The organism is Streptomyces sp. NPDC094032 (assembly GCF_040303965.1).
Lineage (GTDB): Bacteria > Actinomycetota > Actinomycetes > Streptomycetales > Streptomycetaceae > Streptomyces.
Genome location: NZ_JBEOUE010000028.1, coordinates 1 through 21,637, shown reverse-complemented (window position 1 = coordinate 21,637; position 21,637 = coordinate 1). Strand labels below are relative to the sequence as shown.

Here is a 21,637-nt window from a genome sequence, read left to right as displayed (position 1 = left end):
CCCCGGTGTACGGGTGGTGCATGACCATTCCCGTGGAGCAGCTCAGTGACCCCGCCGTGCGGGCCTTCGTCGTCGCGCTCAATGCCAATGACCGGGCGGCCTTCCAGGCTGCTCTCGCCCCCGGTGCCACCATGTCCGACGACGGGTCGGACCGGGATCTGGCCGACTGGACCGAGCGGGAGGTCTTCTCCTCCGGGGGGCGTATGGAGGTCGAGGCGGAGGCCGAGGGAGGGCGGGTCCTCGTTGCCACCTATGTCAATGACACCTGGGGGGCCATGCGGACCGCCTGGCGATTCACCGTGGACGGGGGGAAGGTGTCGCGGTTCGAGACCGGGCAGGCGTAGGGGGGCGCCGGGCGGGGCTCAGCCCCGCCCGATGTACGGCATCGTCGTCGCCATCACCGTCGCGAACTGCACGTTCGCCTCCAGTGGCAGCGCCGCCATGTGCACCACCGTCGCCGCCACGTCCGCCGCGTCCATCACCGGCTCCGCCGCCAGCTCGCCGTTGGCCTGGAGGATGCCGGTCTGCATGCGGGCCGTCATCTCGGTCGCCGCGTTGCCGATGTCGAGCTGGCCGCAGGCGATCCGGTACGGGCGTCCGTCCAGCGACAGGGACTTCGTCAGGCCCGTCATCGCGTGCTTCGTCGCCGTGTAGGCGATCGAGTGCGGGCGCGGCACATGCGCCGAGATCGAGCCGTTGTTGATGATCCGGCCGCCCTGCGGCGACTGGTCCTTCATCGCGCGGAAGGCGGCCTGCGCGCACAGGAACGCGCCCGTCAGGTTGACGTCCACCACCTGGCGCCAGGTCTCGGGGTCCAGGTCCTCCACGGGGACGCCGCCGCCCGCGAACGTACCCGCGTTGTTGAAGAGCAGGTCGACCCGGCCGAAGTGGTCCCGTACCGCCGTGAAGAGGGATGTGACCTGAGCGGGTGAGGTCACGTCCGTCGGGACGCACAGGACGGCCGAGGGGGGTAGCGGGGATGCCGTCTCCTCCAGGGCGGCAAGGCGGCGGCCGGCCAGGGCCACCTGCCAGCCGGCCTCCGCCAGGGCCCGCGCCACGCTCCGGCCGATGCCCGATCCCGCTCCCGTCACCACTGCGATGCTCATGGGCGCGCAGCGTACGGCAGGCCCTTGCTCCATGAACTCATCCGTCCGACACGTGGATGTTCTGTACCCGACAACGTGAGGTCGTCCCGGCCCCCTGCAATACCGGAAGGAGAACATCCGTCAGGGGAGGGGTACATGACGCACGTACGGACCCACGCCGACGAACTGCGAGCCGTCGCCCGCCACTTGGGGCGCCGCCGCTTCCTCACCGCCACCGGCGCCGCCGCCGCGCTCGCCTTCGCGGTGAACCTGCCCGCCACCGGAACGGCCGCCGCCGCCGAACTCGACGCCCGCCGCGTATCCGACGACCCGTTCACCCTGGGGGTCGCGTCCGGCGACCCGCTGCCCGGCTCCGCCCTGCTGTGGACGCGGCTCGCCCCCCGCCCGTACGAGCCCGGCGGCGGCCTGCCCGCCGGGGCCCGGATCGCCGTCCAGTGGGAGCTCGCCCAGGACGAGCGGTTCACCAAGGGGGTCCGGCGTGGAACCACCGCCGCGCACTCCGAGTTCGACCACACCGTCCACGTCGAGGTCGCCGGACTCGCCCCCGGCCGCGTGTACTTCTACCGCTTCCGGGCCGGCCCCTGGACCAGCCGGACCGGCCGCACCCGCACCGCGCCCGCTCCCGGCGCCCGCGCCTCCCGGCTCCGGCTCGCGGCCGTCTCCTGCCAGGCGTACCCCGACGGCTACTTCACCGCCCACCGGCATCTCGCCCAGGAGGACCTGGACGTCGTCTTCCACCTCGGCGACTACATCTACGAGTACCCCATCGACTCCACCGCCGCCGACCGTCACTACAAGCCCGGCACCCTCCCCGACGTCTTCGCCCACGAGACGCTCACCCTGGAGGACTACCGGCTGCGCTACGCCCTCTACAAGTCGGACCCCGACCTGATCGCCGCGCACGCCGCCCACCCCTTCGTCGTCACCTGGGACGACCACGAGACCGAGGACAACTACGCCGACGACATCCCGCAGAACGACGTGCCGCCGGAGGAGTTCCTGATCCGCCGCGCGGCCGCCTACCGGGCCTACTGGGAGAACCAGCCGCTGCGGGCGCCCCAGCGGCCCACCGGGCCGGACGCCCGGCTCTACCGGCGCCTGACCTTCGGCACGCTCGCCCAGTTCGACGTCCTCGACACCCGCCAGTACCGCTCCGACCAGGCGTACGGCGACGGCTGGCAGGTGCCGGGCCCCGCGATCGACGACCCGGAGCGCACCCTCACCGGCGCCGCCCAGGAACGCTGGCTGATCGACGGCTGGCGCGACTCGAAGGCCCTGTGGAACGTGGTGCCGCAGCAGGTCATGTTCGCGGAGCGGCGCACTCTGCCGACCGCCGGCTACAAGCTGTCCATGGACGCCTGGGACGGCTACCGGGCCTCCCGGCAGCGGGTCCTCGCGGGGGCCGCCGCGACCGGCGTCGACAACCTGCTGGTGCTCACCGGCGACGTCCATGTCGCCTTCGCCGCCGACATCAAGGCCGACTTCAGGGACCCGGCGTCCAGGACCGTCGGCACCGAGCTCGTCACCACCTCGATCGCCAGCGGCCGCAACGGCGCCGACAAGCCGGCCAACCACGCCACCCTGCTCCAGGCCAACCCGCACCTGAAGTTCTACAACGGGCGCCGCGGGTACGTCACCGTCACGCTCGGGCGGGACAGCGCGCGGGCCGACTTCCGTACGGTCTCCGCCGTCACGACCCCCGGAGCCCCGGTGAGCACCGCCGCCTCCTTCGTCACCGAGGCGGGAAGCCCTGGGCTCACGCCCGCCTGACGCCCCGAGGTCCAGCCCGGCCTGACGCCCCGGGTCCCACCCCCGTCCGACGCCCCTAACATAGGGAAGGATTCAACGAAACGGAGCAGCGATGCCGGAGAGCGGCCGGACCACCACCAAACCCCACATAGCCGGCGTCCCGGCCGCCACCGCCCGCAAGGCGGGGCTGCTCGTGACCCTCGTGCTCGGCGGCCTCACCGCACTCCCGCCGCTCTCCATGGACATGTACCTGCCGGCCCTGCCGGAGGTCACCGAGGTGCTCCGCGCACCCGCCGCCACCGTCCAGCTCACCCTGACCGCCTGCCTCGCCGGCATGGCGCTCGGCCAGCTCGTCGTCGGCCCCATGAGCGACAAGTGGGGCCGGCGGCGCCCGCTGCTCGTCGGCATGATCGTGTACGTCCTCGCCACCGCCGTCTGCGCCCTCGCCCCCTCCGCCGGACTCCTCATCGGCTTCCGGCTGCTCCAGGGCCTCGCGGGCGCGGCCGGCATCGTGATCGCCCGCGCCGTCGTCCGCGACCTGTACGACGGCGTCGAGATGGCCCGGTTCTTCTCCACCCTGATGCTGATCTCCGGGGTCGCCCCGATCATCGCCCCGCTCATCGGCGGCCAGATCCTGCGGATCACCGACTGGCGGGGCGTCTTCTACGTCCTCACCGGCGTCGGACTCCTCCTCACCCTGGTCGTCTGGCGCTTCCTGCCCGAGAGCCTGCCGCCCGAGCGGCGCCACGCGGGCGGTGTCGGCGAGGCCCTGCGCACCATGCGCGGCCTGCTCGCCGACCGGGTCTTCACCGGCTACATGCTGGCCGGCGGCCTCGCCTTCGCCGTCCTCTTCGCGTACATCTCCGCCTCGCCCTTCGTCGTCCAGGAGATCTACGGCGCCTCCCCGCAGACCTTCAGCCTGCTCTTCGGGCTCAACTCCGTCGGCCTCGTCGCCGTCGGCCAGATCAACGGGCGGCTGCTCGTCGGCCGGGTCAGCCTCGACAAGGTGCTCGGCTGGGGCCTCGGCATCATCCTGCTCGCCTCCGTCGCCCTGCTCCTGATGACCACCGGCGTCTTCGGCGAGCCCGGACTCGTGGCCGTGGCCGCCGGGCTCTTCGTGCTGATGTCGGCGATGGGCCTCGCCATGCCCAACACCCAGGCCCAGGCCCTGATGCGCACCCCGCACGCGGCCGGCTCCGGCTCCGCCCTGCTCGGCACCTCCTCCTTCCTCATCGGCGCCGTCGCCTCGCCGCTCGTCGGCATCGCGGGCGAGCACACCGCCGTCCCCATGGCCCTCGTCCAGGTCGTCTGCGCGGTGGCTGCCGTCGCCTGCTTCCTGCTGCTCTGCCGCCCCTGGCGCCGGGCCGCCGAGGTGCCTGCTTAGACGCCTGCTTAGACGCCCGCTCAGACGCCTGCTTAGACGCCCGCTCAGACGCCTGCTTAGGCGTCCGTCCAGGCGCCCGCCCAGGCGTCCGCCCGGACGCCCGCCGGGCCCGCCTAAAATGGGCCGGTGAACGCCTCCCACCCCTCCGCCGACTCCCTGCGCGCCGCCCTCGCCGCGCTCCTCGACGGGCTGCCGCCGCGCCAGGCCGCCCAGGCCGTCGAGCGGCTGATCGCCAACTACCGGGGGACCACCCCGACCGACGCGCCCCTGCTGCGCGACCGGTCCGACGTCGCCGCCTACGCCGCCTACCGGATGCCCGCCACCTTCGAGGCGGTACGCGGCGCCCTGTACGGCCTGGTGGACGCCGCGCCCGACTGGACGCCGGCCACCCACACCGACGTCGGCGGCGGCACCGGCGCGGCGGGCTGGGCCGTCGCGGAGGCCTGGGAGGGCGCCGCCCGCACCACCGTCCTGGACTGGGCCGAGCCCGCCCTCGCCCTGGGCCGGGAGCTCGCCGAGGGCGCCTTCGAGGCCGAGTGGCGCCGGGAGCGGATCGGCGGGGCGCTGCGGCTCGCCGACACGGACCTGGTGACCGTCTCGTACGTCCTGAACGAGCTCACCGAGGCCGACCGCACCGCGCTCGTCACCGAGGCCGCCCGCGCCGCCCAGGCCGTCGTCATCGTGGAGCCGGGCACCCCCGACGGCTACGAGCGGATCATCGCCGCCCGCACCCTCCTGATCGAGCGCGGCTTCACCGTCGCCGCGCCCTGCCCGCACAGCGGCGCCTGCCCGATCGCGCCGGGCACCGACTGGTGCCACTTCTCGGCCCGGGTCAGCCGCTCCTCCCTCCACCGGAAGGTGAAGGGCGGCTCGCTGCCGTACGAGGACGAGAAGTACGCGTACGTCGCCGCGGCGCGCTTCCCGGTGACCCCGACGGCCGCCCGCATCGTCCGCCGCCCGCAGATCCGCAAGGGCCAGGTCCTGCTGGAGCTGTGCGGTCCCGACGGCCTCGCCCGCGAGACGGTCACCAAGCGCCACGGGCCCCTGTACAAGCAGGCCCGTGACATCGAGTGGGGCGACTCCTGGCCGCCCGAGGAGGGCTAGGTTTTCCGGCGGCCCTAGTCGCGCAGCTCCTGGGTGCAGCACTTCACGCTGCCGCCGCCCTTGAGCAGCTCGCCCAGGTCCATGCCGACCGGCTCGAAGCCGCGCTCCCGCAGCGGGCCGTAGAGCCCCACGGCCGCCTGGGGGAGCAGCACGTTCCGGCCGTCGCTCACCGCGTTCAGACCGAGGGCGGCGGCGTCCTCGGCGGTGGCGATCAGGGCGTCGGGGAAGAGCCGCTCCAGGACGGAGCGGCTGCCGGGGGAGAAGGCGTCCGGGTAGTACATGACCTCGTCCCGGGCGTCGTCCAGGACGCACAGCGCGGTGTCCAGGTGGTAGTAGCGCGGGTCGACCAGCTCCAGGCCGATCACCGGGCGGCCGAAGAACTCCTGGGCCTCGTCGTGCGAGAGCGGACTGGAGCGGAAGCCCCGGCCGGCCAGGATCCAGGAGTCGGTGACGGCGAAGTCGCCCTCGCCCTCGTTCACGTGCTCCGGCACCCGGACACCGTCGTCCGGGTAACCGTTCCTGCGGAACCAGTCCAGGTGCGCGGCCGCCTCGTCCGAGCGCTCCGGGTACGCGAACCTCGCGCCGAGGACGCGGCCGTCCACCACGGTGGCGCCGTTGGCGGCGAAGACCATGTCCGGCAGTCCCGGACTCGGGTCGAGCAGCTCCACGGTGTGGCCGAGCGCGCGGTAGCGGTCGCGCAGGTCCTCCCACTGCGCGAGGGCCAGCGGCAGGTCGACCGGCTTGGTGGGGTCCATCCAGGGGTTGATGGAGTACGTCACCTTGAAGTGCGTGGGTGGGCACATCAGATAACGGCGGGGCGAGGCCTCGCGCGGAGTGTGGCGCAAAGAGGGCTCCTCTACGGTCGCTGAGCGTTGAGCCCATGGTCCGCTCTCCGGGGGCCGTGCGCAGTGGACCGTTCGGGTGGTTCGGATGACGAGTGGGTGGCGGAGAGAGTGGCGAGACGATACGTCTCGCTGGCTGCTACGTTTACGGAATGACCGACACCAAGGGACCCGACAAGGGACCCGACAAGGCCCCCGACAAGGCCCCCGACTCCTCCCGCCGCAGCGAGCGCTCCCGCCGCGCCATCTACGCCGCCGCCCTCGACCTCGTCTCCGAGAACGGCTACGCCAGGACCACCGTCGAGGGCATCGCCTCCCGCGCGGGCGTCGGCAAGCAGACCATCTACCGCTGGTGGCCGGTCAACTCCAAGCCCGCCGTCCTCATGGAGGCCTTCCTCGACCTGGCCGAGCAGGCGAGCGAGGCGCTCGGCGGCAGCGGCGGGAGTGAGATCCCCGACACCGGCGACCTCGCCGCCGACCTCAAGCTGGTCCTGCGGGCCACCGTCGACGAGCTCAACGACCCCGTCTACGACCGCCCCACCCGCGCCCTCGCCGCCGAGGGCATCGTGGACCCGGCCCTCGGCGCCGAGTTCACCGCCAGGCTCCTCGAACCCTCGCTCCAGCTGTACGTGCGCCGCATCGAGGCCGCCCAGGCGGCCGGCGACATCGACCCCGGCGTCGACCCCCGGATCGCCCTGGAACTGCTCGTCGGACCGCTCCACCACCGCTGGCTGCACCGCACCCTGCCGCTCACCCACGCCTACGCCGACACCCTCGTCGACTACGCCCTGCGCGGCCTCGGGGCCCGTCCGTGAGAACCGGCCCACCCCCCGGTTCCCGACTCCGGTCACCCGAGGCGCAGGATGGTGGGACCATGGAGAGCCCGTGGGACCGAACGGGCGAGCACGAGGTGTGAGGGGATAGATGGGCGACGGCATCGGCCGCTACCGCGGCACGGAGAGCAAACTCGCACAGTGGCTGCGCAGGCGCCCCAAGCGGAGCGCGGCCGACGTCGAGAACGACCGCGAGAACGCGCTCCTGGCCGTCGCCGCCGCCGGGATGCCGCTGGCCCCCGCCGCGTACCCCGTCGGCTACCGCTGTTCCTGTGAGCGGATCGGCTGTCCCACACCCGCCCGGCACCCCGTCTCCTTCGCCTGGCAGACGCAGTCGACCACCGACCGCGCCCAGATCGAGCGCTGGGCCCGCAACGAGCCCGAGGCGAACTTCGTCACCGCCACCGGCATGGTCCACGACGTCCTCGACGTCCCCCTCGCCGCAGGTCAGGCCGCTCTCGACCGGCTGCTCGCCGAGGGCGTCGACGTCGGCCCCGTCGCCGTCTCCGGCGCCGCCGAGGACCGCGCCGACGACGGCCGGATGCTCTTCTTCACCGCCACCCGCGGCACCCCCGAGGACGAGGACGAGTGGTGGCCCTGCGAGCTGGACTGCCACCCCGAGACCATGGACGAGCACCCGGGGCTCCGCTGGCACTGCCGGGGCAGCTACGTGCTCGTGCCGCCGTCCCGGCTCCCGGGTGACGAGGGCAGCCAGCCCGTCCACTCCTGGCTGCGCGGCCCCGAGCACCCGCTGCCCGACCCGCTGAACCTCCTGGAGACCCTCACCGACGCCTGCGCCCGCCACGCGGCACTCCGGGCCGAGCAGGGGGAACCCGCGGAGCACGAGGCGGCCTGGCCGATCGGCCGCTGAGCCCGTACGGCGCGAAGGACGGTGGGAGAGGAGGGGCTACGACCCCTCCGCCGCCGTCACGCCCTGGAGCCGGCCCACGACCGTGACCGCGTCGCGTTCCGTGCCCGCCGGCTTCACCACCACCGACTGGCTGGACACCCACCGCTTGGTGATCGTGTTCTTGACCTCGCCGGTCAGCAGCGCCCGCACGTCCTTGCCGACCTTCGGCCGGTAGCCCGGGGCCGCCGTCTCGCGCTCGAAGTAGCGGGTGGCGAAGAAGACCAGGGCCCCGCCGTCCCGCGTCGCGAGCCCCAGCGGCGCGAAGTCCCCGGCGCTGTCGGCCCGGTCGACGTACTGCGTGACCATCCCGGGCCGCTTGGCGTCCTGCGCGCGCGCCGCCCGCCACTCGGTGGTGTGCGGGCCGGGCGCCCACGGCCCCCGCTGTCCGGTGCCGCCGTCCTTCAGGAACGACACGTACCGCTCGCCCAGCTCCTGCGGCGCGACCGCCAGGCCCTGCGACCCGGCGCCGACCGGCACCGCGTACCCCGCCTCGCTCTTGAACGCGGGGATGTCGCCGGGGCTCAGGATCGACAGATAGGCGACCTCCCAGAGCTGCTGGGCGCCGCCACGCACGAAGACCAGGAGCCAGCGGTTGTCGCCGGGCCCCTGGTCGGTGTCCCGGTTCGAGTCGGTGTCCGCGACGAAGAAGCGCGGCCAGCCGGCCTTCCGGGGAATGGAGAACTTCGCGTCCGTGAGCTCCAGCGGCCGGTGGTCCGGGTTGCCGCCGGGGGTGGACTTCTGGCGCGACCTCAGGCCCGCCTGGTTGATCTCGCCCATCGGACCGGTGACCCGGCCCGCGTCGAGGGCCGGGTCGTACGCCTTGTCGGCCTTGTTGTAGGCGTCCGTGAAGTCCTTGAGGGCCTGCTCGGCCTCGGCCTTCGTCGCGGCGGGGGTCAGCTCCCGCTCGCCGTGCACCGTCACGCAGCCGCTCGCGGTCAGGGCGAGGACGGAAGCCGTCGCCGCCGCGAGGAGCGTGTCAGCCGGCCGTCTCCACGCCGGTCGCCTCAGCCTTCTCATCGGTCTCGGTCGCCTTCTGCTTCGCCACCCGCTTGGACGCCCCCGACCCTACCGGGGCCAGGAACAGGGCGAGCGTCGGGACCAGATACAGCGCCCACACCGTGACCTGAAGGACCGTCGGGTCGGGCTGGAAGTTGAACACGCCCTTCAGGAGCGTGCCGTACCAGCTGTCCGGCGGGATCGTCGCGGAGACGTCGAAGGCCTTGTTGGCGAGACCGCCGAGGAAGTCCGCCTCCTGGAGGTCGTGCACGCCGTACGCGAGCACACCGGCGGCGACCACGACCAGCATGCCGCCGGTCCAGGTGAAGAACTTCGCCAGGTTGATCTTCAGCGCGCCCCGGTAGAACAGCCAGCCCAGGAACACCGCCGTCAGCAGGCCCAGGACCACGCCGATCAGCGGCGCGTGCGTGCCGTCCGAGGAGGCCCGCACCGACGCCCACACGAACAGCGCCGTCTCCAGGCCCTCCCGGCCGACCGCCAGGAACGCGGTCGCGACCAGCGCGCCCGTGCCCATCTGGAGCGCCGCGTCCAGCCTGCCGTGCAGCTCGGTCTTCAGATGCCGCGCGGTGCGCCGCATCCAGAAGACCATCCAGGTCACCAGGACCACGGCGACGATCGACAGCGAACCGCCGAGCAGCTCCTGCGCCTCGAAGGTCAGCTCCTGCGAGCCGAACGTGAGGCCGGCGCCGAACGCCAGCGCGAGCGCGACGGCGACGCCGATGCCGATCCAGATCGGCCGCAGGGCGTCCCTGCGCCCGGTCTTCACCAGGTACGCGATGAGGATGCAGACGACCAGGCTGGCCTCAAGACCCTCACGCAGGCCGATCAGATAGTTGCCGAACACGTCGGTCCCTTCCTATGACGGGGTTGTACGCGACCTCAGGCGAACAGCGCCCGGCCCCACCAGTCGTCCTTGCCCTGGACGCCCGGCGGGATCGCGAACAGTGCCGAACCCACGTGCTGGGTGTACTCGTTGAGCGCGTCGTTGCGGGCCAGCGAGGTCTGCACCGGGATGAAGCCGGTACGGACGTCCCGCATGTACGCGAGGAAGAACAGGCCCGCGTCCAGGCGGCCCAGGCCGTCCGTGCCGTCCGTGAAGGAGTAGCCGCGGCGCAGGATCGTCGCCCCGCCGTTGGAGTCGGGGTGCGCCAGGCGCACGTGCGCGTCCGGCTTCATCGCCTTCAGGAACGGCTCGTCGTGCTCCTTGGCCTTGCCGACGGCCGCGCCTTCCTTCTTGTCGCGGCCGAAGACGTCCTCCTGCTCGGCGAGCGAGGTGCGGTCCCAGGTCTCGACGTTCATCCGGATCCGGCGCGCGACGAGGTACGAGCCGCCGTCCATCCAGGCCGCCGGACCCTCGGCGCCCTTGCCCGACACCCACACGTGCTGCGCGAGGCGGTCGGTCTCGGTGCCGGCGATGTTGCGGGTGCCGTCCTTGAACCCGAACAGGTTGCGCGGGGTCTGGGCGTCCGGGGTCGTCGAGGACGTCTTGCCGAAGCCCAGCTGGGACCAGCGCACCGCGACCTTGCCGAAGCCGATGCGGGCCAGGTTGCGGATGGCGTGCACGGCGACCTGCGGGTCGTCCGCGCAGGCCTGGACGCACAGGTCGCCGCCGGTGCGGGCCGGGTCCAGGTTGTCGCCGGGGAACTTGGGCAGCTCCACCAGGGCGCCGGGCCGCTTCTCCGCGAGACCGAAACGGCCGTCGAAGAGCGAGGGGCCGAAGCCGATGGTGAGGGTGAGCCGGGAGGGCTTGAGGCCGAGGGCCTCGCCCGTGTCGTCCGGCGGGGCCTCGGGCAGGCCGCCGTACGCGCCCTCGCCGACCTCGTGTCCTGCCGTCATGCGCTCGGCGGCCCGGGTCCAGTCCTTCAGGAGCTGGATCAGCTCGGCGCGGTCCTTCGTCTTCACGTCGAAGGACGCGAAGTGCAGGCGGTCCTGGACGGCGGTGGCGATGCCGGCCTGGTGCGCGCCGTGGAAGGGGACGGCCGCGCCGCTCTCGGCGACGGTCTGGGTGGCCTCGCCGCCGCCCCGGGTCAGGGCGACGGTGGTGCCGGCCGCGACGGCGCCGAGCGCGAGCCCGGCCCCGCCCCAGCCGATGACGCTGCGGCGGGAGGGCGTGGTGCCCTGCGCGGCGGACTCGGCCGGCTCCGTGCTCTCCGTGATGCTCTCGTCAGAGGGCGTGCTCATCAGGATCGTCCCCTCTTCTACTTCACGACCGCGGCGGCCAGCTTGGAGAGCGGCTCGGCGAGCGCGTTGACGCTGTCCGAGAGCTCCTTGCGCTGCTCCTTGCCGACCTTCTCGTACGAGGTGAAGACGTAGCTCGTCTTGTCCGCGCGGTACTTGTCGAGCAGCGTGTTCAGGGCGGCGAACTGCTTGTCGAGCTCGGCGACCAGCTTGGGGTCGTTCTTGACGGCGACCGGCTTCAGGAGCTCGAAGGACTTCTGGGCGCCCTCGACGTTGCCCTTGAAGTCGACCAGGTCGGTGTGGGAGTAACGCTCCTCCTCGCCGGTCACCTTGCCGGTGGCGACCTCGTCGAGGAGCTCCTTGGCGCCGTTGGCCATGGAGGTGGGCGTGATGTCGGCCTTGCCGACCCGCTTCTGCCAGTCGGCCAGGTCCTTGTCGAGGAGGTCGGCGAGCTGCTTCTCGCGGTCGCCGATCTTCTTGTCCTGCCACAGCGCCTTCTCCAGGCGGTGCCAGCCGGTCCAGTCCTTGGCCGGGTCCTGGCCGGCCTCCAGGCCGTCCTCGCGGACGTCGACCTTGGGGTCGATGTCGCCGAAGGACTCGGCGACCGGCTCGGTGCGCTCCCAGCCGATACGGGAGTCGGCGTAGGCCTTCTTCGCGCCCTCGATGTCACCGGCGCGCACCGCGTCGGTGAACACCTTCACCTTGGGCATGGTCGCGTCGGCCTGCGCCTGCACGTACTGGCGGTAGGCGGCGACGGCGGCGTCCATCTCGGGGGAGCGCTTGACGGCGGCGGAACCGGCGCCGGTCGCGGTGACCTTCTGCCGGATGCCGTCGCCCTTCATGCCGGGCTTGCACACGATCTCGTAGTCGCCGGCCTTGATCTCGGCGGTGATCGACGCCTTGGTGCCGGGGCCGATGTTCTCGCGCTCGGCCACGATCCGGTCGTCCGGGTACAGGACGTAGACCTCGGTGATCTTGCTGCCGCGGTTCTCCACGTTCAGCTTCAGGTGACCGGCCGGGAAGTCCTTCTTCGACACCTCGCAGGAGTCGTCCTTGGCGACGACCTGCACCGCGCCGTCCTCCGACTTCGCGTCGCTTTTCTGGGTGCAGCCCGTGACGGCGGCCAGAGTCGCCGCTGTGGCGGCGGCGGTGACGACGGTGAGACGGACGGCTCGCATGAGGGCTCCACTCGGGGACACGACGCTGGGGACGGGGTGAGGCGGACCTAACTTAACCGAGGCTTACCTCAGCAGTACCCACCCGTCCAGTGATTCACCTCTCAGGACCGACGCCCCGGACACGGCCTGGTCACAGCTGCCTCATGGGGGCTTCAGGGCTTGGTCAAGGGCTGGTCAAGTGGGGTGGATTGTCCCGATTCGGGTTACGCGTGAGTAGGGAGCCGGGGCGCCTGTCCGGAGGTGCCTCCGAATGCTTCAATTCCGCCATGAACACGACGGTCACTGACATCGACGTCCTGCGGGTCTTCTGTGCGGGCGACGGCCGGCACGGCAACGCTCTCGGAGTCGTACGGGAGGGGCGCGGCCACCCCGACGAGGCGTCCCGGCAGGCGCTCGCCAAGGAGCTCGGCTTCAGCGAGACCGTGTTCGTGGACGACCCGGAGCGCGGGATCGTCGACATCTACACCCCGGGCCTTCGGCTGCCCTTCGCCGGGCACCCGCTCGTCGGCGCGGCCTGGCTGCTCGACCTGGAGGTCGTCCGGCCGCCCGCCGGCGAGGTGTGGGTGCGCGGCGACGGCGAGTTCACCTGGATCGAGGCCCGCGCCGAATGGGCCCCGCCGCGCACCCTGCGCCGTTACGCCTCCGCCGCCGAGGTCGACGCCCTGGACGTCCCGGAGCCGGGGGAGTGGATCTATGCCTGGGCCTGGGAGGACGAGGCCGCCGGGCGGATCCGGGCGCGGGCCTTCCCCGGGCGCGGCGACGGCATCGACGAGGACGAGGCGACGGGCGCGGCGGCGCTGCTGCTCACCGCCGAGCTGGGGCGGGCGCTCAACATCACCCAGGGGCGCGGCTCGCAGTTGCTCACCGCGCCCGGACCGGACGGCATCGTCGAGCTGGGCGGGCGGGTCCGGCTGGAGCGGACCTTCGTCGTTTGAGTTTGAGGGGGAGCGGGGGGGGGTCGCCCCCCTGCTCAGTGATCAGGCCGCCGTCAGCGGGAACTCGTTCGCCAGCTCCCGGAACACCGCCCCGTTGAAGTCGAACGCGCGCTTGCACTCGTCGACGATCCGCTGCTTCTCCAGATCGTCCGCGTTCACCGCGTCGAGCAGCTCCCGGTAACCCCGCTTGAACGCGGCGGGGTTGCCGATGGCGTCGAAGACGTAGAAGCGCACGCCGTCGCCCTTGCGCGCGAAGCCCCAGGTCCGCTCGGCCTTGTCCCGGATGATCTGGCCGCCCGACAGGTCGCCCAGATAGCGGGTGTAGTGGTGCGCCACGTATCCGGCGGGCCAGTCACGGGCGCACTCGGCGACCCGCGCCGCGTACGCCTCGGTGGCGGGCAGCGCGGTGACGGTCGCGCGCCAGTCCGGGCCCCGCAGGTGGGCGAGGTCCTGCTCCAGGGCGGCCGTGCGGAACAGCTCCGGCTGTATGAAGGGGCCGGCCACCGGGTCGGACCTCAAGGCCTCGGCGCCCTCCTCCAGGGCCCGGTACACGAACCACAGCTGCTCCGTGTAGCGCGCGTAGGCGTCCACGGCCAGGTGGCCGCCGAGGAGGTCGCTCATGAACGTCGACGACTCGGCTTCCGTGTGCTGCTCGTGCGAGGCGGTGCGGATGAGCGTCGAGAAGGGCGTGTCCAAGGCGTGCCTCCGGGACCGTCGGGGGGTCGGGGGGTCGGGAACCGACATTGACCACGATGATCCTGCCTAGTTAGGCATACCTAAGTCAACTGGTTCCCGACGTCCTGTCGGTAAAAAGCTACCCCCGGATCGGGTCAGGGCAACGTAAGAATCTCGGCCCCGGTCTCCGTCACCACGAGCGTGTGCTCGAACTGCGCCGTCCGCTTCCGGTCCTTGGTCACCACGGTCCAGCCGTCCTCCCACATGTCGTACTCGTGGGTGCCCAGGGTCAGCATCGGCTCGATCGTGAACGTCATGCCGGGCTGGATGACCGTCGTGTGGTGCGGCGAGTCGTAGTGCGGAATGATCAGCCCGGAATGGAACGACGAGTTGATGCCGTGCCCCGTGAAGTCGCGCACGACGCCGTAGCCGAAGCGCTTGGCGTACGACTCGATGACCCGGCCGATGATGTTGACCTGCCGGCCCGGCTTGACCGCCTTGATGGCCCGGTTCAGGGACTCGCGGGTCCGCTCGACGAGCAGCCGGGACTCCTCGTCCACGTCGCCGCACAGGTAGGTCGCGTTGTTGTCGCCGTGGACGCCGTTGATGTACGCGGTCACGTCCAGGTTCACGATGTCGCCGTCCTTCAGGACGGTCGAGTCCGGGATGCCGTGACAGATGACCTCGTTGACCGACGAGCACAGCGACTTCGGGAAGCCGCGGTAGCCGAGTGTCGACGGGTAGGCCCCGTGGTCGCACATGAACTCGTGCGCGACCCGGTCCAGCTCGTCCGTGGTCACCCCCGGCGCGATGTGCTTGGCGGCCTCCTCCATCGCCTGTGCGGCGATACGGCCGGCGATCCGCATCCGCTCGATCGTGTCGGAGTCCTGCACCTCGGGCCCGGAGTACGGGGTGGGGGCGGGCTTTCCGACGTACTCGGGGCGGCGGATGGACCCGGGAACGGAACGGTGGGGGGAGAGCTCCCCCGGTACGAGAAGCGACTGGCCAGACATGTCAGCGAGTCTAACGACCGCGTCTGGGGCAGCATGGCGACAGAGGAAGGAGCCGACGATGGCCCTGTTCAAGAAGCGCACGGTGGGCAAGCCGGGCGAGTGGTACTACTGCCTGGAGCACAAGAAGGTCGAGGAGGGCCCCGAGTGCCCGGCCAAGAACCGCTTCGGCCCCTACGCCACCCCCGAGGAGGCCGCCCACGCCATGGAGACGGCGCGGGAGCGGAACCTGGAGTGGGAGACGGATCCTCGGTGGCATGACAAGCGGGGTGGTGACGGGGGCGAGGGCGAGGGTCGCTAGGGCCTTCGCCTAGGCGAAGTTCGCGGTCGCCAGTACGGTCCCGTCCGTGCCGAGCAGCCGGACTCCGGTCGGTGCCGCGGGGCCCAGCTGGGCCGGGGCGGCCCAGTAGCCGTATCCGTCCTTGAGCGCGAACGAGCCGAGCTCCGTCGAGCTGCCGTCGGCTGCGACCAGTACGCAGCGCACCGGTCCGTGGCCGCCGCCCTCCAGGTCCACCGACATGGAGACCCAGCCCGGCTGCCCCGTTCGTCCGGAGTGGGCGAAGACCTGGCCCACCTCGTGCCCGGCGGGTGACATCAGGGCCGCCTCGAAGAGGCCCGGATGCCCCGGATGCGTCGAGACCGCCGGTGCGCTCTCCACCACGGTGCCGACGGCCCATCCGCCGAAGCCGCAGGCCAGGGCCGCGGCCACCGCGGCGGCGGCCAGGCGTAGTCGGCGCAGCCTGTATCGGCGGGGGGCGCGGGCCTGTGTTGGTGCCGACGTGGGTGCCTGTGCCGGTGCCAGGGTCGCCACCACCCGGCTCTCGAAGCCGACCGGTGGTTCCGCCTCCGGCAGCAGGCCCAGCAGCCCGTCCCCGACCGCCGTCAGCTGCTCCACGTACTCCCGGCACTCCGGGCAGCGGTCCAGATGGGCGACCGCCTCGGCCCGCTCCAGGGCCGGGAGGACCCCCAGCGCCAGCTCCGCACCGAGCTCCCGCAGCCGCTCGCACTCCACGCCGCTCACCGCTCCTCCTCCCGCTCCAGAGCCGCCCGCAGCTTCGCCGTCCCCGTCCTGATCCGGGTCTTGGCGGTGCCCAGCGGTACGGACTCCCGCGCGGCGACCTCCCGCGCGGTCATCCCGTAGATCCCCGCCATCACCAGCGCCCGCGCCTGCTCGCGCGGCAGCGTCGCCACCGCCCGCCGGACCCGCTCCGAGCCCTCCTCGGCCACCGCGTACCGCTCGGGCGTGTCCGTCATGGCGCCGAGCAGCGCGTCCAGGTCCTCCGGGGCCACCGGGGTGGCCCGCCGGGCCCGTACGGCGTCGATGGCCAGGTTGTGCGCGATCGTCGTCAGCCAGGTCCGCACCGAGCCGCGCCGCGGGTCGTACACCTGGGCGTGCCGCCAGGCGCGCTCGAAGGTCTGCTGGGCGATGTCCTCGGCCAGCTGGGTGTCGCCGACGACGGCGACGGCCACCCCGAACACGGTCCGCTGGAAACGGCGCACGAACGCCACCGCGATCTCCTGGTCGCCCGTGGTCAGACCGGAGAGCAGTGCCTCGTCGGGGACCTGCCCGAGGGAAGTGCCCATGTGCCGCATACCCGTGGATACGTTTCGCGGCCCCGAAGGGATTGCCTGGTGTTGCTGGTGTTGCTGGTGTCCATTGTCCGTCCGCCCGCGCAATCCCTTCGCCCCGCTCGGTCGTATCTCCTGCGGAGGAACTGACCATGACCGAAACGACGCGTACGCCGCGTACCTCTCGCACCCGCCGGACCCGGGGCCGTATCGCCCTCGGCCTGTCCGGCGCCGCCCTGGCCGCCCTCCTGGCCGCCTGCGGCGGCGGGGGAGGCGGCGGCAGCAGCAGTAGCAGCAGCACCCCCGCGCCGGCGCCGTCCGCCGGCGCCACGGGCACCCAGGTGAAGGCCGATCTCACCGACTTCCACATCGCGCTCTCCCCGCAGCCCGACAAGCCGGGCCAGTACACCTTCGTCGCGAAGAACGACGGTCAGCACGACCATGCCCTGGAGATCGAGGGCGGCGGCGCGGAGAACCGCACCAAGACGCTCGCCCCGGGCGACTCCGCCACCCTCACGGTGACCCTGAAGTCCGGCACCACCTACCAGGTCTACTGCCCGGTCGACGGCCACAAGGACCTGGGCATGAAGACCCAGATCACGGTCGGCGGCACGTCCGGCACGACCCCGAGCAACGGGAACGGCAATGGCAACGGCAGCGGCACGGGTACCGGCTACTAGAAGCGCCGTCGTGACGGCCGTACTGCGGCTGACCGGTGTCGCCCTGACCGCCACGATGGCCGCGATCCACCTGCACCTGTGGGCCGGCGGCTACCGCGAGCTCGCCACCATCGGCGTGCTCTTCCTGCTGAACGGCATCGTCGGCTTCGCCCTCGCGGCGGCGCTGCTCGTGACGCCCGGCCGTCTCCTGGAGGCGGTCGCCGCGGGCACCGCGCTCTTCACCGCGGGCACCCTCGGAGCGCTCGTCCTGAGCCTCACCACGGGTCTCTTCGGTTTCCAGGAGTCGATCGACGCGGACCTGGTCGTGCCCACGCTCGCCGTCGAGTCGGCGGGGGTCGCCGTCCTCGCCGTCCTGTTCCTGAAGGAACGGGCGGGGCGACGGCGGGTCGGGGGATAGGGGGGGTGGGGGTAGGGGGTGGGGTGGTCAGGCCGTGTCCGGTGGGCCGTGTCCGGACATGGCCTGGGGCCCCTTTTCTTTACGCCACCGCCGCCTTCCGGGCCAGCGCGTCCTCGTCCGTCCTCGCGTCGTACGCCAGCAGCTTCGGCAGCGCCAGGCACAGCAGGCCTACCGACGCCACGCAGGCCACCCCGCCCGACCAGACCGCCGCCCGCGTGCCCGTCCAGCCGGCCATCGCGCCCGCCCGGACCTGGCCGAGCTGCGGGCCCACGCTGTACGACAGCACCTCGATGCCCGCCAGGCGGCCGCGCAGCTCCTCCGGGATCGTCTGGTTCCAGATCGTCGCCCTGCCGAGGCCGCTCAGCATGTCGCCGGCGCCCGCGAACGCCAGGCACAGCAGCACCAGCCACACGTTCCCGAACCAGCCCGCCGCCGCGATGGCCAGACCCCAGCCCGTCGCCCCCGCCACCACCAGCAGCCCGTGCCGCCGCACCTTCGACGTCCAGCCGCTGGTCAGGCCCAGGACCAGGGAGCCGATCGAACCGGCCGCGTACATCAGGCCCAGCGACCACTCCGCGTCCAGGTCCTCCGCGAGGAACGGGAAGATCGTGTTCGGGAAGGCGAAGAACATCGCCGCGAGATCGATCGCGTACGTGCCGAGCAGCACCGGGCGCGACCACGCGTACCGCGCGCCCTCCACGATCCCGCGCAGCGACGGCTTGTCCGCGTCCCGCTTGGGAGGAGCGGGCGACAGGCGTCGGCACAGCGCCACCGACAGTACGAAGCCCGCCATCCCCACCGCGTACGCCGGGGCGTGACCCGCGTACGCCACGACGAGGCCCGCGAGCGCCGGGCCCGCGATCGAGCCCAACTGCCAGCGCAGCGAGTTCAGCGCCGCCGCGGCCGTCTGCTGCTCGTGCGGCACGATCCTCGCCATCAGCGAGTCCAGCGCCGGGCGTTGCAGTCCGGCCAGCGCCGAGACCCCCGCCGCGACCACGTACAGCGGCCACAGCAGCGGCCGCTCCAGCAGCGCGTTCAGGAACAGGACGAGCGCGAGCAGTGCCAGGCCCGCCTCCGTCGCCACGATCACCTTGCGGCGGTCCACGGCGTCGGCGAGCGCCCCGCCGTACAGCCCGAAGACGATCAGCGGGACCAGCTCCACTGCGCCCATCGCGCCCACCGCCAGCGGTGAGTCCGTGAGCTCCTTGATCTGGAGCGGCAGCGCGATCAGCGCCATGAAGCCGGCGAAGTACGCCACGAGGCCCTGCACCCACAGCAGGCGGAAGTCGTGGGAGGAGCGCCAGGGGGCCAGGTCGGGGAGGAGGCGTTTCACGAGGTGCCATGCTGAGCGGAGCCCTTGCCCCGAGCAACCGAATTACGGCGTGTCACGGCGTGCCGCGGCGTCTTCTCGGCTTCGCTTCGAGCGCCTTCACCACCGGGCCGGTGGCGGGGCCGTCAGCTGGTCCGCCAGCCTCGACAACCGGTCCCGGAAGCGCAGGCGGCCCCTCGGGGCCGGGGGCAGGCAGTTCTCGCCGGTCGCCGCGCTCACCAGGTGCTGGACCGTGTCCAGGTCCACCTCCGCGTCCGCCGCCACCGCCAGCGTCTCGTGCGCCAGGCCGCGCAGCTCCGGGTCGCCGGCGTCCAGGGACAGCACCGTCGCCCCCGCCCTGCGCGCGTCGTGGACCCGTTCGAGCAGCCCCTCCGCCGGGCGCGTCGGCGCCACCATCAGCAGCGTCGCCCCTCGGCCGGCCGTCTCGATCCTGCCCAGGCCCACGGCCAGGTGCGCCGGATCCCCGGGGCGTACCCGGTGGCGCACCAGCGTCGGCGCCAGCTCCGGGCAGCCGGACCAGGCCGACTCGTCGACCAGATGCGCGGCCAGGTGCCAGGGCTCGTACTCCTCCGTCCCCACGAGCAGCAGCCCGCCGCCGTGCGAGACGACCGAGGAGCGCAGGGAGCCCGCGAAGCGGCGGGCCGCCGCCGGCCACTCCGTACCGGCGAGCACTTCACGCAGCAGCGCGACACGTACGGCGTCCATGGCGCCCCATCATGGGCCCGCGCCGGGGGCGTGCGCGGGGGTTCGCGGAAGTCTCACCCGTACGGGGTCGGGCCGGGCGACCGGTCGGTAATGTCGGGGGCATGACTTCCTCGTCCTCCTCCCGCCCTGCCGCCGCTTCCGCCCCCAAGGACCCCTGGGACCTTCCCGATGTCTCCGGGCTCGTCGTCGGTGTGCTCGGCGGCACCGGCGACCAGGGCCGTGGCCTTGCCTACCGGCTCGCCAAGGCCGGCCAGAAGGTGATCATCGGCTCGCGCGCCGCCGACCGGGCCCAGGCCGCGGCCGACGAGCTCGGGCTCGGCGTCGAGGGCGCCGACAACGCCGAGTGCGCGCGGCGCAGCGACATCGTCATCGTCGCCGTGCCGTGGGACGGGCACGCGAAGACCCTGGAGGCGCTGCGCCCGGAGCTCGTCGGCAAGCTGGTCGTCGACTGCGTCAATCCGCTCGGCTTCGACAAGCAGGGCGCCTACGCCCTCAAGCCCGAGGAGGGTTCGGCCGCCGAGCAGGCTGCCGCGCTGCTGCCCGACGCGCGGGTCACCGCCGCCTTCCACCACCTGTCCGCCGTGCTGCTCCAGGACGCGTCCATCGACGAGATCGACACCGACGTCATGGTCCTCGGCGAGGTCCGCGCGGACGTCGAGATCGTCCAGGCGCTGGCCGGGCGCATCCCCGGCATGCGCGGCGTCTTCGCCGGGCGGCTGCGCAACGCGCACCAGGTCGAGTCGCTCGTCGCCAACCTGATCTCCGTGAACCGGCGGTACAAGGCGCACGCGGGGCTTCGGGTCACCGACGTCTAGGTCTTTTGAGCCGCGCGCGGGGCTCTGCGGGGTCCCGCGCGGGGCTTGGTCCCGGTATGGGGGACACTGGTCGGGCACCATCGCCGTTCCGACAGGAGCCGACCTCCATGCCCCGCCTCGCCCTCTACGCCCTGGTCGTCTGCGCGCTCGCCGTCACCGCGGCCGTCGTCTCCTTCGTCCAGGGCAGCTTCCTCGGCATCGTCTGGGTGCTGCTGGCCGGTCTCTCGTCGAACATGGCCTGGTACTACATCCGGCGCGCCAAGGCCTCGGGCGCGGCGGAGGGCTAGACCGCGCAGATCTCGGGTGCTGACTCCCAGAAGCGGTACAGCTGGGAGCCGCAGTAGCGGGATACGTCCGGGACGCCCAGCGCCTGCATCAGGGCGTCGACCCCGTCGAAGAACGCTCCGTTGATCGCCGGGACGAAGAGCAGCGCCATCACGACGAAGAAGCCGTACGGCGCGTACGGCTCGATCTGGCGCTTGAAGCGGTACGACAGCCAGGGCTCGATCACCCCGTAGCCGTCGAGGCCCGGCACCGGCAGCGAGTTCAGGAGCGCCGCCGTCACCTGGAGGAACGCCAGGAACGCGAGCGCGTAGCGGAACGCGGCCGGTACGCCGTCGAGGGCGCCCAGCCAGAACGGGGCCGTGCACACGACCGCGAACAGCACGTTGGCCAGGGGGCCCGCCGCCGAGATCGCGCTGTGCTTCCAGCGGCCCCTGACCCGGTCCCGCTCGATGAAGACCGCGCCGCCGGGCAGGCCGATGCCGCCCATGATGACGAAGAGGACCGGCAGGATCACGCTCAGCACGGCGTGCGTGTACGCCAGCGGGTTCAGGGTCAGATAGCCCTTCGCGCCGACCGTGATGTCGCCGCCGTGCAGTGCCGTGCGGGCGTGCGCGTACTCGTGGAGGCAGAGCGAGACGATCCACGCCGAGGTCACGAAGAGGAAGATCGCCAGGCTGGTGGAGGCGGCGAAGTCCGTCCACACGGCCCAGCCGGTGACGCCCATCACGGCGAGGATCGCCAGGAAGACCGGGCTGACGCGACGCTCGTGGGGGCGGTGGCGGTGTGTGGTCGTGGTCATGGCGGGAACCTATCCCGTCGGGCCTCACCCGTGGGGTCGCGGGGGCCGGTGCCTCCGCGGGGGTGGGGGTGTCCGGACTGCGCACTTCACTTCGCTTCGCTCGTTCAGGGCGCCGCCACGTCCGGACACCCCCACC

At 72.4% G+C, this 21,637-nt stretch carries 25 protein-coding genes; 12 read left to right on the top strand and 13 right to left on the bottom strand.

Going from position 1 to position 21,637, the window contains the following annotated elements; translation table 11 throughout:
* Positions 1–20 precede the first annotated feature (20 nt).
* On the top strand, positions 21–344 hold the full coding sequence (locus tag ABTZ54_RS29915) for a nuclear transport factor 2 family protein (RefSeq protein WP_351669080.1): 324 nt from the start codon (positions 21–23) through the stop codon (positions 342–344).
* An 18-nt stretch (positions 345–362) separates the two neighbouring features.
* Here ABTZ54_RS29915 and ABTZ54_RS29910 read toward each other — a convergent pair whose 3' ends face one another.
* Complete coding sequence (locus tag ABTZ54_RS29910; protein ID WP_351669078.1) at positions 363–1,106, bottom strand: SDR family oxidoreductase; 744 nt, start codon at positions 1,104–1,106, stop codon at positions 363–365.
* Positions 1,107–1,241: 135 nt separating this feature from the next.
* On the opposite strand from ABTZ54_RS29910, the gene ABTZ54_RS29905 reads away from it, so the two are divergent.
* From ABTZ54_RS29905 to ABTZ54_RS29895, 3 genes are all read left to right on the top strand, one after another.
* The gene (locus ABTZ54_RS29905) at positions 1,242–2,876 is read left to right on the top strand and encodes an alkaline phosphatase D family protein (RefSeq protein WP_351669076.1); all 1,635 of its coding nucleotides are present in this window, start codon (positions 1,242–1,244) and stop codon (positions 2,874–2,876) included.
* A gap of 91 nt (positions 2,877–2,967) precedes the next feature.
* Positions 2,968–4,239, top strand: a complete 1,272-nt coding sequence (locus tag ABTZ54_RS29900) for a Bcr/CflA family multidrug efflux MFS transporter (protein WP_351669074.1) — start codon at positions 2,968–2,970, stop codon at positions 4,237–4,239.
* Positions 4,240–4,365: 126 nt separating this feature from the next.
* Positions 4,366–5,343: a small ribosomal subunit Rsm22 family protein gene (locus tag ABTZ54_RS29895; protein ID WP_351669073.1), complete on the top strand. Its 978-nt coding sequence runs from the start codon at positions 4,366–4,368 to the stop codon at positions 5,341–5,343.
* A gap of 14 nt (positions 5,344–5,357) precedes the next feature.
* Here ABTZ54_RS29895 and ddaH read toward each other — a convergent pair whose 3' ends face one another.
* Complete coding sequence (gene ddaH, locus ABTZ54_RS29890; RefSeq protein ID WP_351669071.1) at positions 5,358–6,188, bottom strand: dimethylargininase; 831 nt, start codon at positions 6,186–6,188, stop codon at positions 5,358–5,360.
* 149 nt (positions 6,189–6,337) lie between these two features.
* On the opposite strand from ddaH, the gene ABTZ54_RS29885 reads away from it, so the two are divergent.
* Together ABTZ54_RS29885 and ABTZ54_RS29880 are read left to right on the top strand one after the other, a co-directional pair.
* Positions 6,338–7,000, top strand: a complete 663-nt coding sequence (locus ABTZ54_RS29885; RefSeq protein WP_351669070.1) for a TetR/AcrR family transcriptional regulator — start codon at positions 6,338–6,340, stop codon at positions 6,998–7,000.
* Positions 7,001–7,109: 109 nt separating this feature from the next.
* Positions 7,110–7,889: a bifunctional DNA primase/polymerase gene (locus tag ABTZ54_RS29880; RefSeq protein WP_351669068.1), complete on the top strand. Its 780-nt coding sequence runs from the start codon at positions 7,110–7,112 to the stop codon at positions 7,887–7,889.
* 36 nt (positions 7,890–7,925) lie between these two features.
* Here ABTZ54_RS29880 and ABTZ54_RS29875 read toward each other — a convergent pair whose 3' ends face one another.
* Genes ABTZ54_RS29875 through efeO form a run of 4 tightly spaced genes read right to left on the bottom strand, consistent with a single transcriptional unit; the run spans position 7,926 to position 12,301 of the window.
* The gene (locus ABTZ54_RS29875) at positions 7,926–8,945 is read right to left on the bottom strand and encodes an SCO2278 family lipoprotein (protein ID WP_351669066.1); all 1,020 of its coding nucleotides are present in this window, start codon (positions 8,943–8,945) and stop codon (positions 7,926–7,928) included.
* Positions 8,905–9,789: an iron uptake transporter permease EfeU gene (gene efeU, locus ABTZ54_RS29870; RefSeq protein WP_351669064.1), complete on the bottom strand. Its 885-nt coding sequence runs from the start codon at positions 9,787–9,789 to the stop codon at positions 8,905–8,907. Before efeU ends, ABTZ54_RS29875 begins: the two co-directional genes overlap by 41 nt.
* A 35-nt stretch (positions 9,790–9,824) precedes the next feature.
* A complete protein-coding gene (gene efeB, locus ABTZ54_RS29865) occupies positions 9,825–11,126 on the bottom strand; it encodes an iron uptake transporter deferrochelatase/peroxidase subunit (protein WP_502997338.1) in 1,302 nt (433 codons plus the stop codon).
* Positions 11,127–11,143: 17 nt separating this feature from the next.
* The gene (gene efeO, locus ABTZ54_RS29860; protein ID WP_351669062.1) at positions 11,144–12,301 is read right to left on the bottom strand and encodes an iron uptake system protein EfeO; all 1,158 of its coding nucleotides are present in this window, start codon (positions 12,299–12,301) and stop codon (positions 11,144–11,146) included.
* A 266-nt stretch (positions 12,302–12,567) separates the two neighbouring features.
* Here efeO and ABTZ54_RS29855 point away from each other — a divergent pair, with 266 nt between their 5' ends.
* Positions 12,568–13,236, top strand: a complete 669-nt coding sequence (locus ABTZ54_RS29855; protein WP_351669060.1) for a PhzF family phenazine biosynthesis protein — start codon at positions 12,568–12,570, stop codon at positions 13,234–13,236.
* A gap of 42 nt (positions 13,237–13,278) precedes the next feature.
* On the opposite strand, the gene ABTZ54_RS29850 is transcribed toward ABTZ54_RS29855, so the two are convergent.
* A complete protein-coding gene (locus tag ABTZ54_RS29850) occupies positions 13,279–13,980 on the bottom strand; it encodes a biliverdin-producing heme oxygenase (RefSeq protein ID WP_351669058.1) in 702 nt (233 codons plus the stop codon).
* An 86-nt stretch (positions 13,981–14,066) separates the two neighbouring features.
* The gene (gene map, locus ABTZ54_RS29845; protein WP_351669056.1) at positions 14,067–14,924 is read right to left on the bottom strand and encodes a type I methionyl aminopeptidase; all 858 of its coding nucleotides are present in this window, start codon (positions 14,922–14,924) and stop codon (positions 14,067–14,069) included.
* A 58-nt stretch (positions 14,925–14,982) separates the two neighbouring features.
* Here map and ABTZ54_RS29840 point away from each other — a divergent pair, with 58 nt between their 5' ends.
* On the top strand, positions 14,983–15,222 hold the full coding sequence (locus tag ABTZ54_RS29840) for a hypothetical protein (protein ID WP_351669054.1): 240 nt from the start codon (positions 14,983–14,985) through the stop codon (positions 15,220–15,222).
* Between the two features lie 9 nt (positions 15,223–15,231).
* Here ABTZ54_RS29840 and ABTZ54_RS29835 read toward each other — a convergent pair whose 3' ends face one another.
* Both ABTZ54_RS29835 and ABTZ54_RS29830 read right to left on the bottom strand, forming a co-directional pair.
* Entirely contained in the window at positions 15,232–15,942 is a 711-nt protein-coding gene (locus ABTZ54_RS29835) for a hypothetical protein (protein WP_351669052.1), read from the bottom strand.
* Complete coding sequence (locus tag ABTZ54_RS29830; RefSeq protein WP_351669050.1) at positions 15,939–16,514, bottom strand: RNA polymerase sigma factor; 576 nt, start codon at positions 16,512–16,514, stop codon at positions 15,939–15,941. Before ABTZ54_RS29830 ends, ABTZ54_RS29835 begins: the two co-directional genes overlap by 4 nt.
* Positions 16,515–16,642: 128 nt before the next feature.
* On the opposite strand from ABTZ54_RS29830, the gene ABTZ54_RS29825 reads away from it, so the two are divergent.
* The gene (locus ABTZ54_RS29825; RefSeq protein WP_351669048.1) at positions 16,643–17,170 is read left to right on the top strand and encodes a plastocyanin/azurin family copper-binding protein; all 528 of its coding nucleotides are present in this window, start codon (positions 16,643–16,645) and stop codon (positions 17,168–17,170) included.
* A gap of 10 nt (positions 17,171–17,180) precedes the next feature.
* Positions 17,181–17,567, top strand: coding sequence for a hypothetical protein (locus ABTZ54_RS29820; RefSeq protein WP_351669046.1), 387 nt, complete (start codon positions 17,181–17,183; stop codon positions 17,565–17,567).
* 79 nt (positions 17,568–17,646) lie between these two features.
* Here ABTZ54_RS29820 and ABTZ54_RS29815 read toward each other — a convergent pair whose 3' ends face one another.
* Together ABTZ54_RS29815 and ABTZ54_RS29810 are read right to left on the bottom strand one after the other, a co-directional pair.
* Complete coding sequence (locus ABTZ54_RS29815; protein WP_351669044.1) at positions 17,647–18,900, bottom strand: MFS transporter; 1,254 nt, start codon at positions 18,898–18,900, stop codon at positions 17,647–17,649.
* A gap of 96 nt (positions 18,901–18,996) precedes the next feature.
* Positions 18,997–19,602 (bottom strand): hypothetical protein, encoded by a 606-nt coding sequence (locus ABTZ54_RS29810; protein ID WP_351669042.1) that lies wholly within the window; start codon positions 19,600–19,602, stop codon positions 18,997–18,999.
* Positions 19,603–19,703: 101 nt separating this feature from the next.
* On the opposite strand from ABTZ54_RS29810, the gene npdG reads away from it, so the two are divergent.
* Both npdG and ABTZ54_RS29800 read left to right on the top strand, forming a co-directional pair.
* Positions 19,704–20,417, top strand: a complete 714-nt coding sequence (gene npdG / locus ABTZ54_RS29805; protein ID WP_351669041.1) for an NADPH-dependent F420 reductase — start codon at positions 19,704–19,706, stop codon at positions 20,415–20,417.
* Between the two features lie 56 nt (positions 20,418–20,473).
* Positions 20,474–20,704 carry a hypothetical protein gene (locus ABTZ54_RS29800; RefSeq protein ID WP_351669039.1) on the top strand — a complete coding sequence of 77 codons (231 nt, stop codon included), beginning with the start codon at positions 20,474–20,476 and terminating at the stop codon, positions 20,702–20,704.
* On the opposite strand, the gene ABTZ54_RS29795 is transcribed toward ABTZ54_RS29800, so the two are convergent.
* Positions 20,701–21,501 carry a site-2 protease family protein gene (locus tag ABTZ54_RS29795; RefSeq protein WP_351669037.1) on the bottom strand — a complete coding sequence of 267 codons (801 nt, stop codon included), beginning with the start codon at positions 21,499–21,501 and terminating at the stop codon, positions 20,701–20,703. The two genes, ABTZ54_RS29800 and ABTZ54_RS29795, sit on opposite strands and share 4 nt — an antisense overlap.
* Positions 21,502–21,637: the final 136 nt, after the last annotated feature.

Excerpts from the sequence above, each read along its gene's own strand:
- ABTZ54_RS29915 (WP_351669080.1), top strand. The coding sequence starts at position 21 with ATGACCATTCCCGTGGAGCAGCTCAGTGACCCCGCCGTGCGGGCCTTC.
- ABTZ54_RS29910 (WP_351669078.1), bottom strand. The coding sequence starts at position 1,106 with ATGAGCATCGCAGTGGTGACGGGAGCGGGATCGGGCATCGGCCGGAGC.
- ABTZ54_RS29905 (WP_351669076.1), top strand. The coding sequence starts at position 1,242 with ATGACGCACGTACGGACCCACGCCGACGAACTGCGAGCCGTCGCCCGC.
- ABTZ54_RS29900 (WP_351669074.1), top strand. The coding sequence starts at position 2,968 with ATGCCGGAGAGCGGCCGGACCACCACCAAACCCCACATAGCCGGCGTC.
- ABTZ54_RS29885 (WP_351669070.1), top strand. The coding sequence starts at position 6,338 with ATGACCGACACCAAGGGACCCGACAAGGGACCCGACAAGGCCCCCGAC.
- ABTZ54_RS29880 (WP_351669068.1), top strand. The coding sequence starts at position 7,110 with ATGGGCGACGGCATCGGCCGCTACCGCGGCACGGAGAGCAAACTCGCA.
- ABTZ54_RS29875 (WP_351669066.1), bottom strand. The coding sequence starts at position 8,945 with ATGAGAAGGCTGAGGCGACCGGCGTGGAGACGGCCGGCTGACACGCTC.
- efeB (WP_502997338.1), bottom strand. The coding sequence starts at position 11,126 with ATGAGCACGCCCTCTGACGAGAGCATCACGGAGAGCACGGAGCCGGCC.
- efeO (WP_351669062.1), bottom strand. The coding sequence starts at position 12,301 with ATGCGAGCCGTCCGTCTCACCGTCGTCACCGCCGCCGCCACAGCGGCG.
- ABTZ54_RS29855 (WP_351669060.1), top strand. The coding sequence starts at position 12,568 with ATGAACACGACGGTCACTGACATCGACGTCCTGCGGGTCTTCTGTGCG.
- ABTZ54_RS29850 (WP_351669058.1), bottom strand. The coding sequence starts at position 13,980 with ATGTCGGTTCCCGACCCCCCGACCCCCCGACGGTCCCGGAGGCACGCC.
- map (WP_351669056.1), bottom strand. The coding sequence starts at position 14,924 with ATGTCTGGCCAGTCGCTTCTCGTACCGGGGGAGCTCTCCCCCCACCGT.
- ABTZ54_RS29840 (WP_351669054.1), top strand. The coding sequence starts at position 14,983 with ATGGCCCTGTTCAAGAAGCGCACGGTGGGCAAGCCGGGCGAGTGGTAC.
- ABTZ54_RS29830 (WP_351669050.1), bottom strand. The coding sequence starts at position 16,514 with ATGCGGCACATGGGCACTTCCCTCGGGCAGGTCCCCGACGAGGCACTG.
- ABTZ54_RS29825 (WP_351669048.1), top strand. The coding sequence starts at position 16,643 with ATGACCGAAACGACGCGTACGCCGCGTACCTCTCGCACCCGCCGGACC.
- ABTZ54_RS29810 (WP_351669042.1), bottom strand. The coding sequence starts at position 19,602 with ATGGACGCCGTACGTGTCGCGCTGCTGCGTGAAGTGCTCGCCGGTACG.
- npdG (WP_351669041.1), top strand. The coding sequence starts at position 19,704 with ATGACTTCCTCGTCCTCCTCCCGCCCTGCCGCCGCTTCCGCCCCCAAG.
- ABTZ54_RS29800 (WP_351669039.1), top strand. The coding sequence starts at position 20,474 with ATGGGGGACACTGGTCGGGCACCATCGCCGTTCCGACAGGAGCCGACC.
- ABTZ54_RS29795 (WP_351669037.1), bottom strand. The coding sequence starts at position 21,501 with ATGACCACGACCACACACCGCCACCGCCCCCACGAGCGTCGCGTCAGC.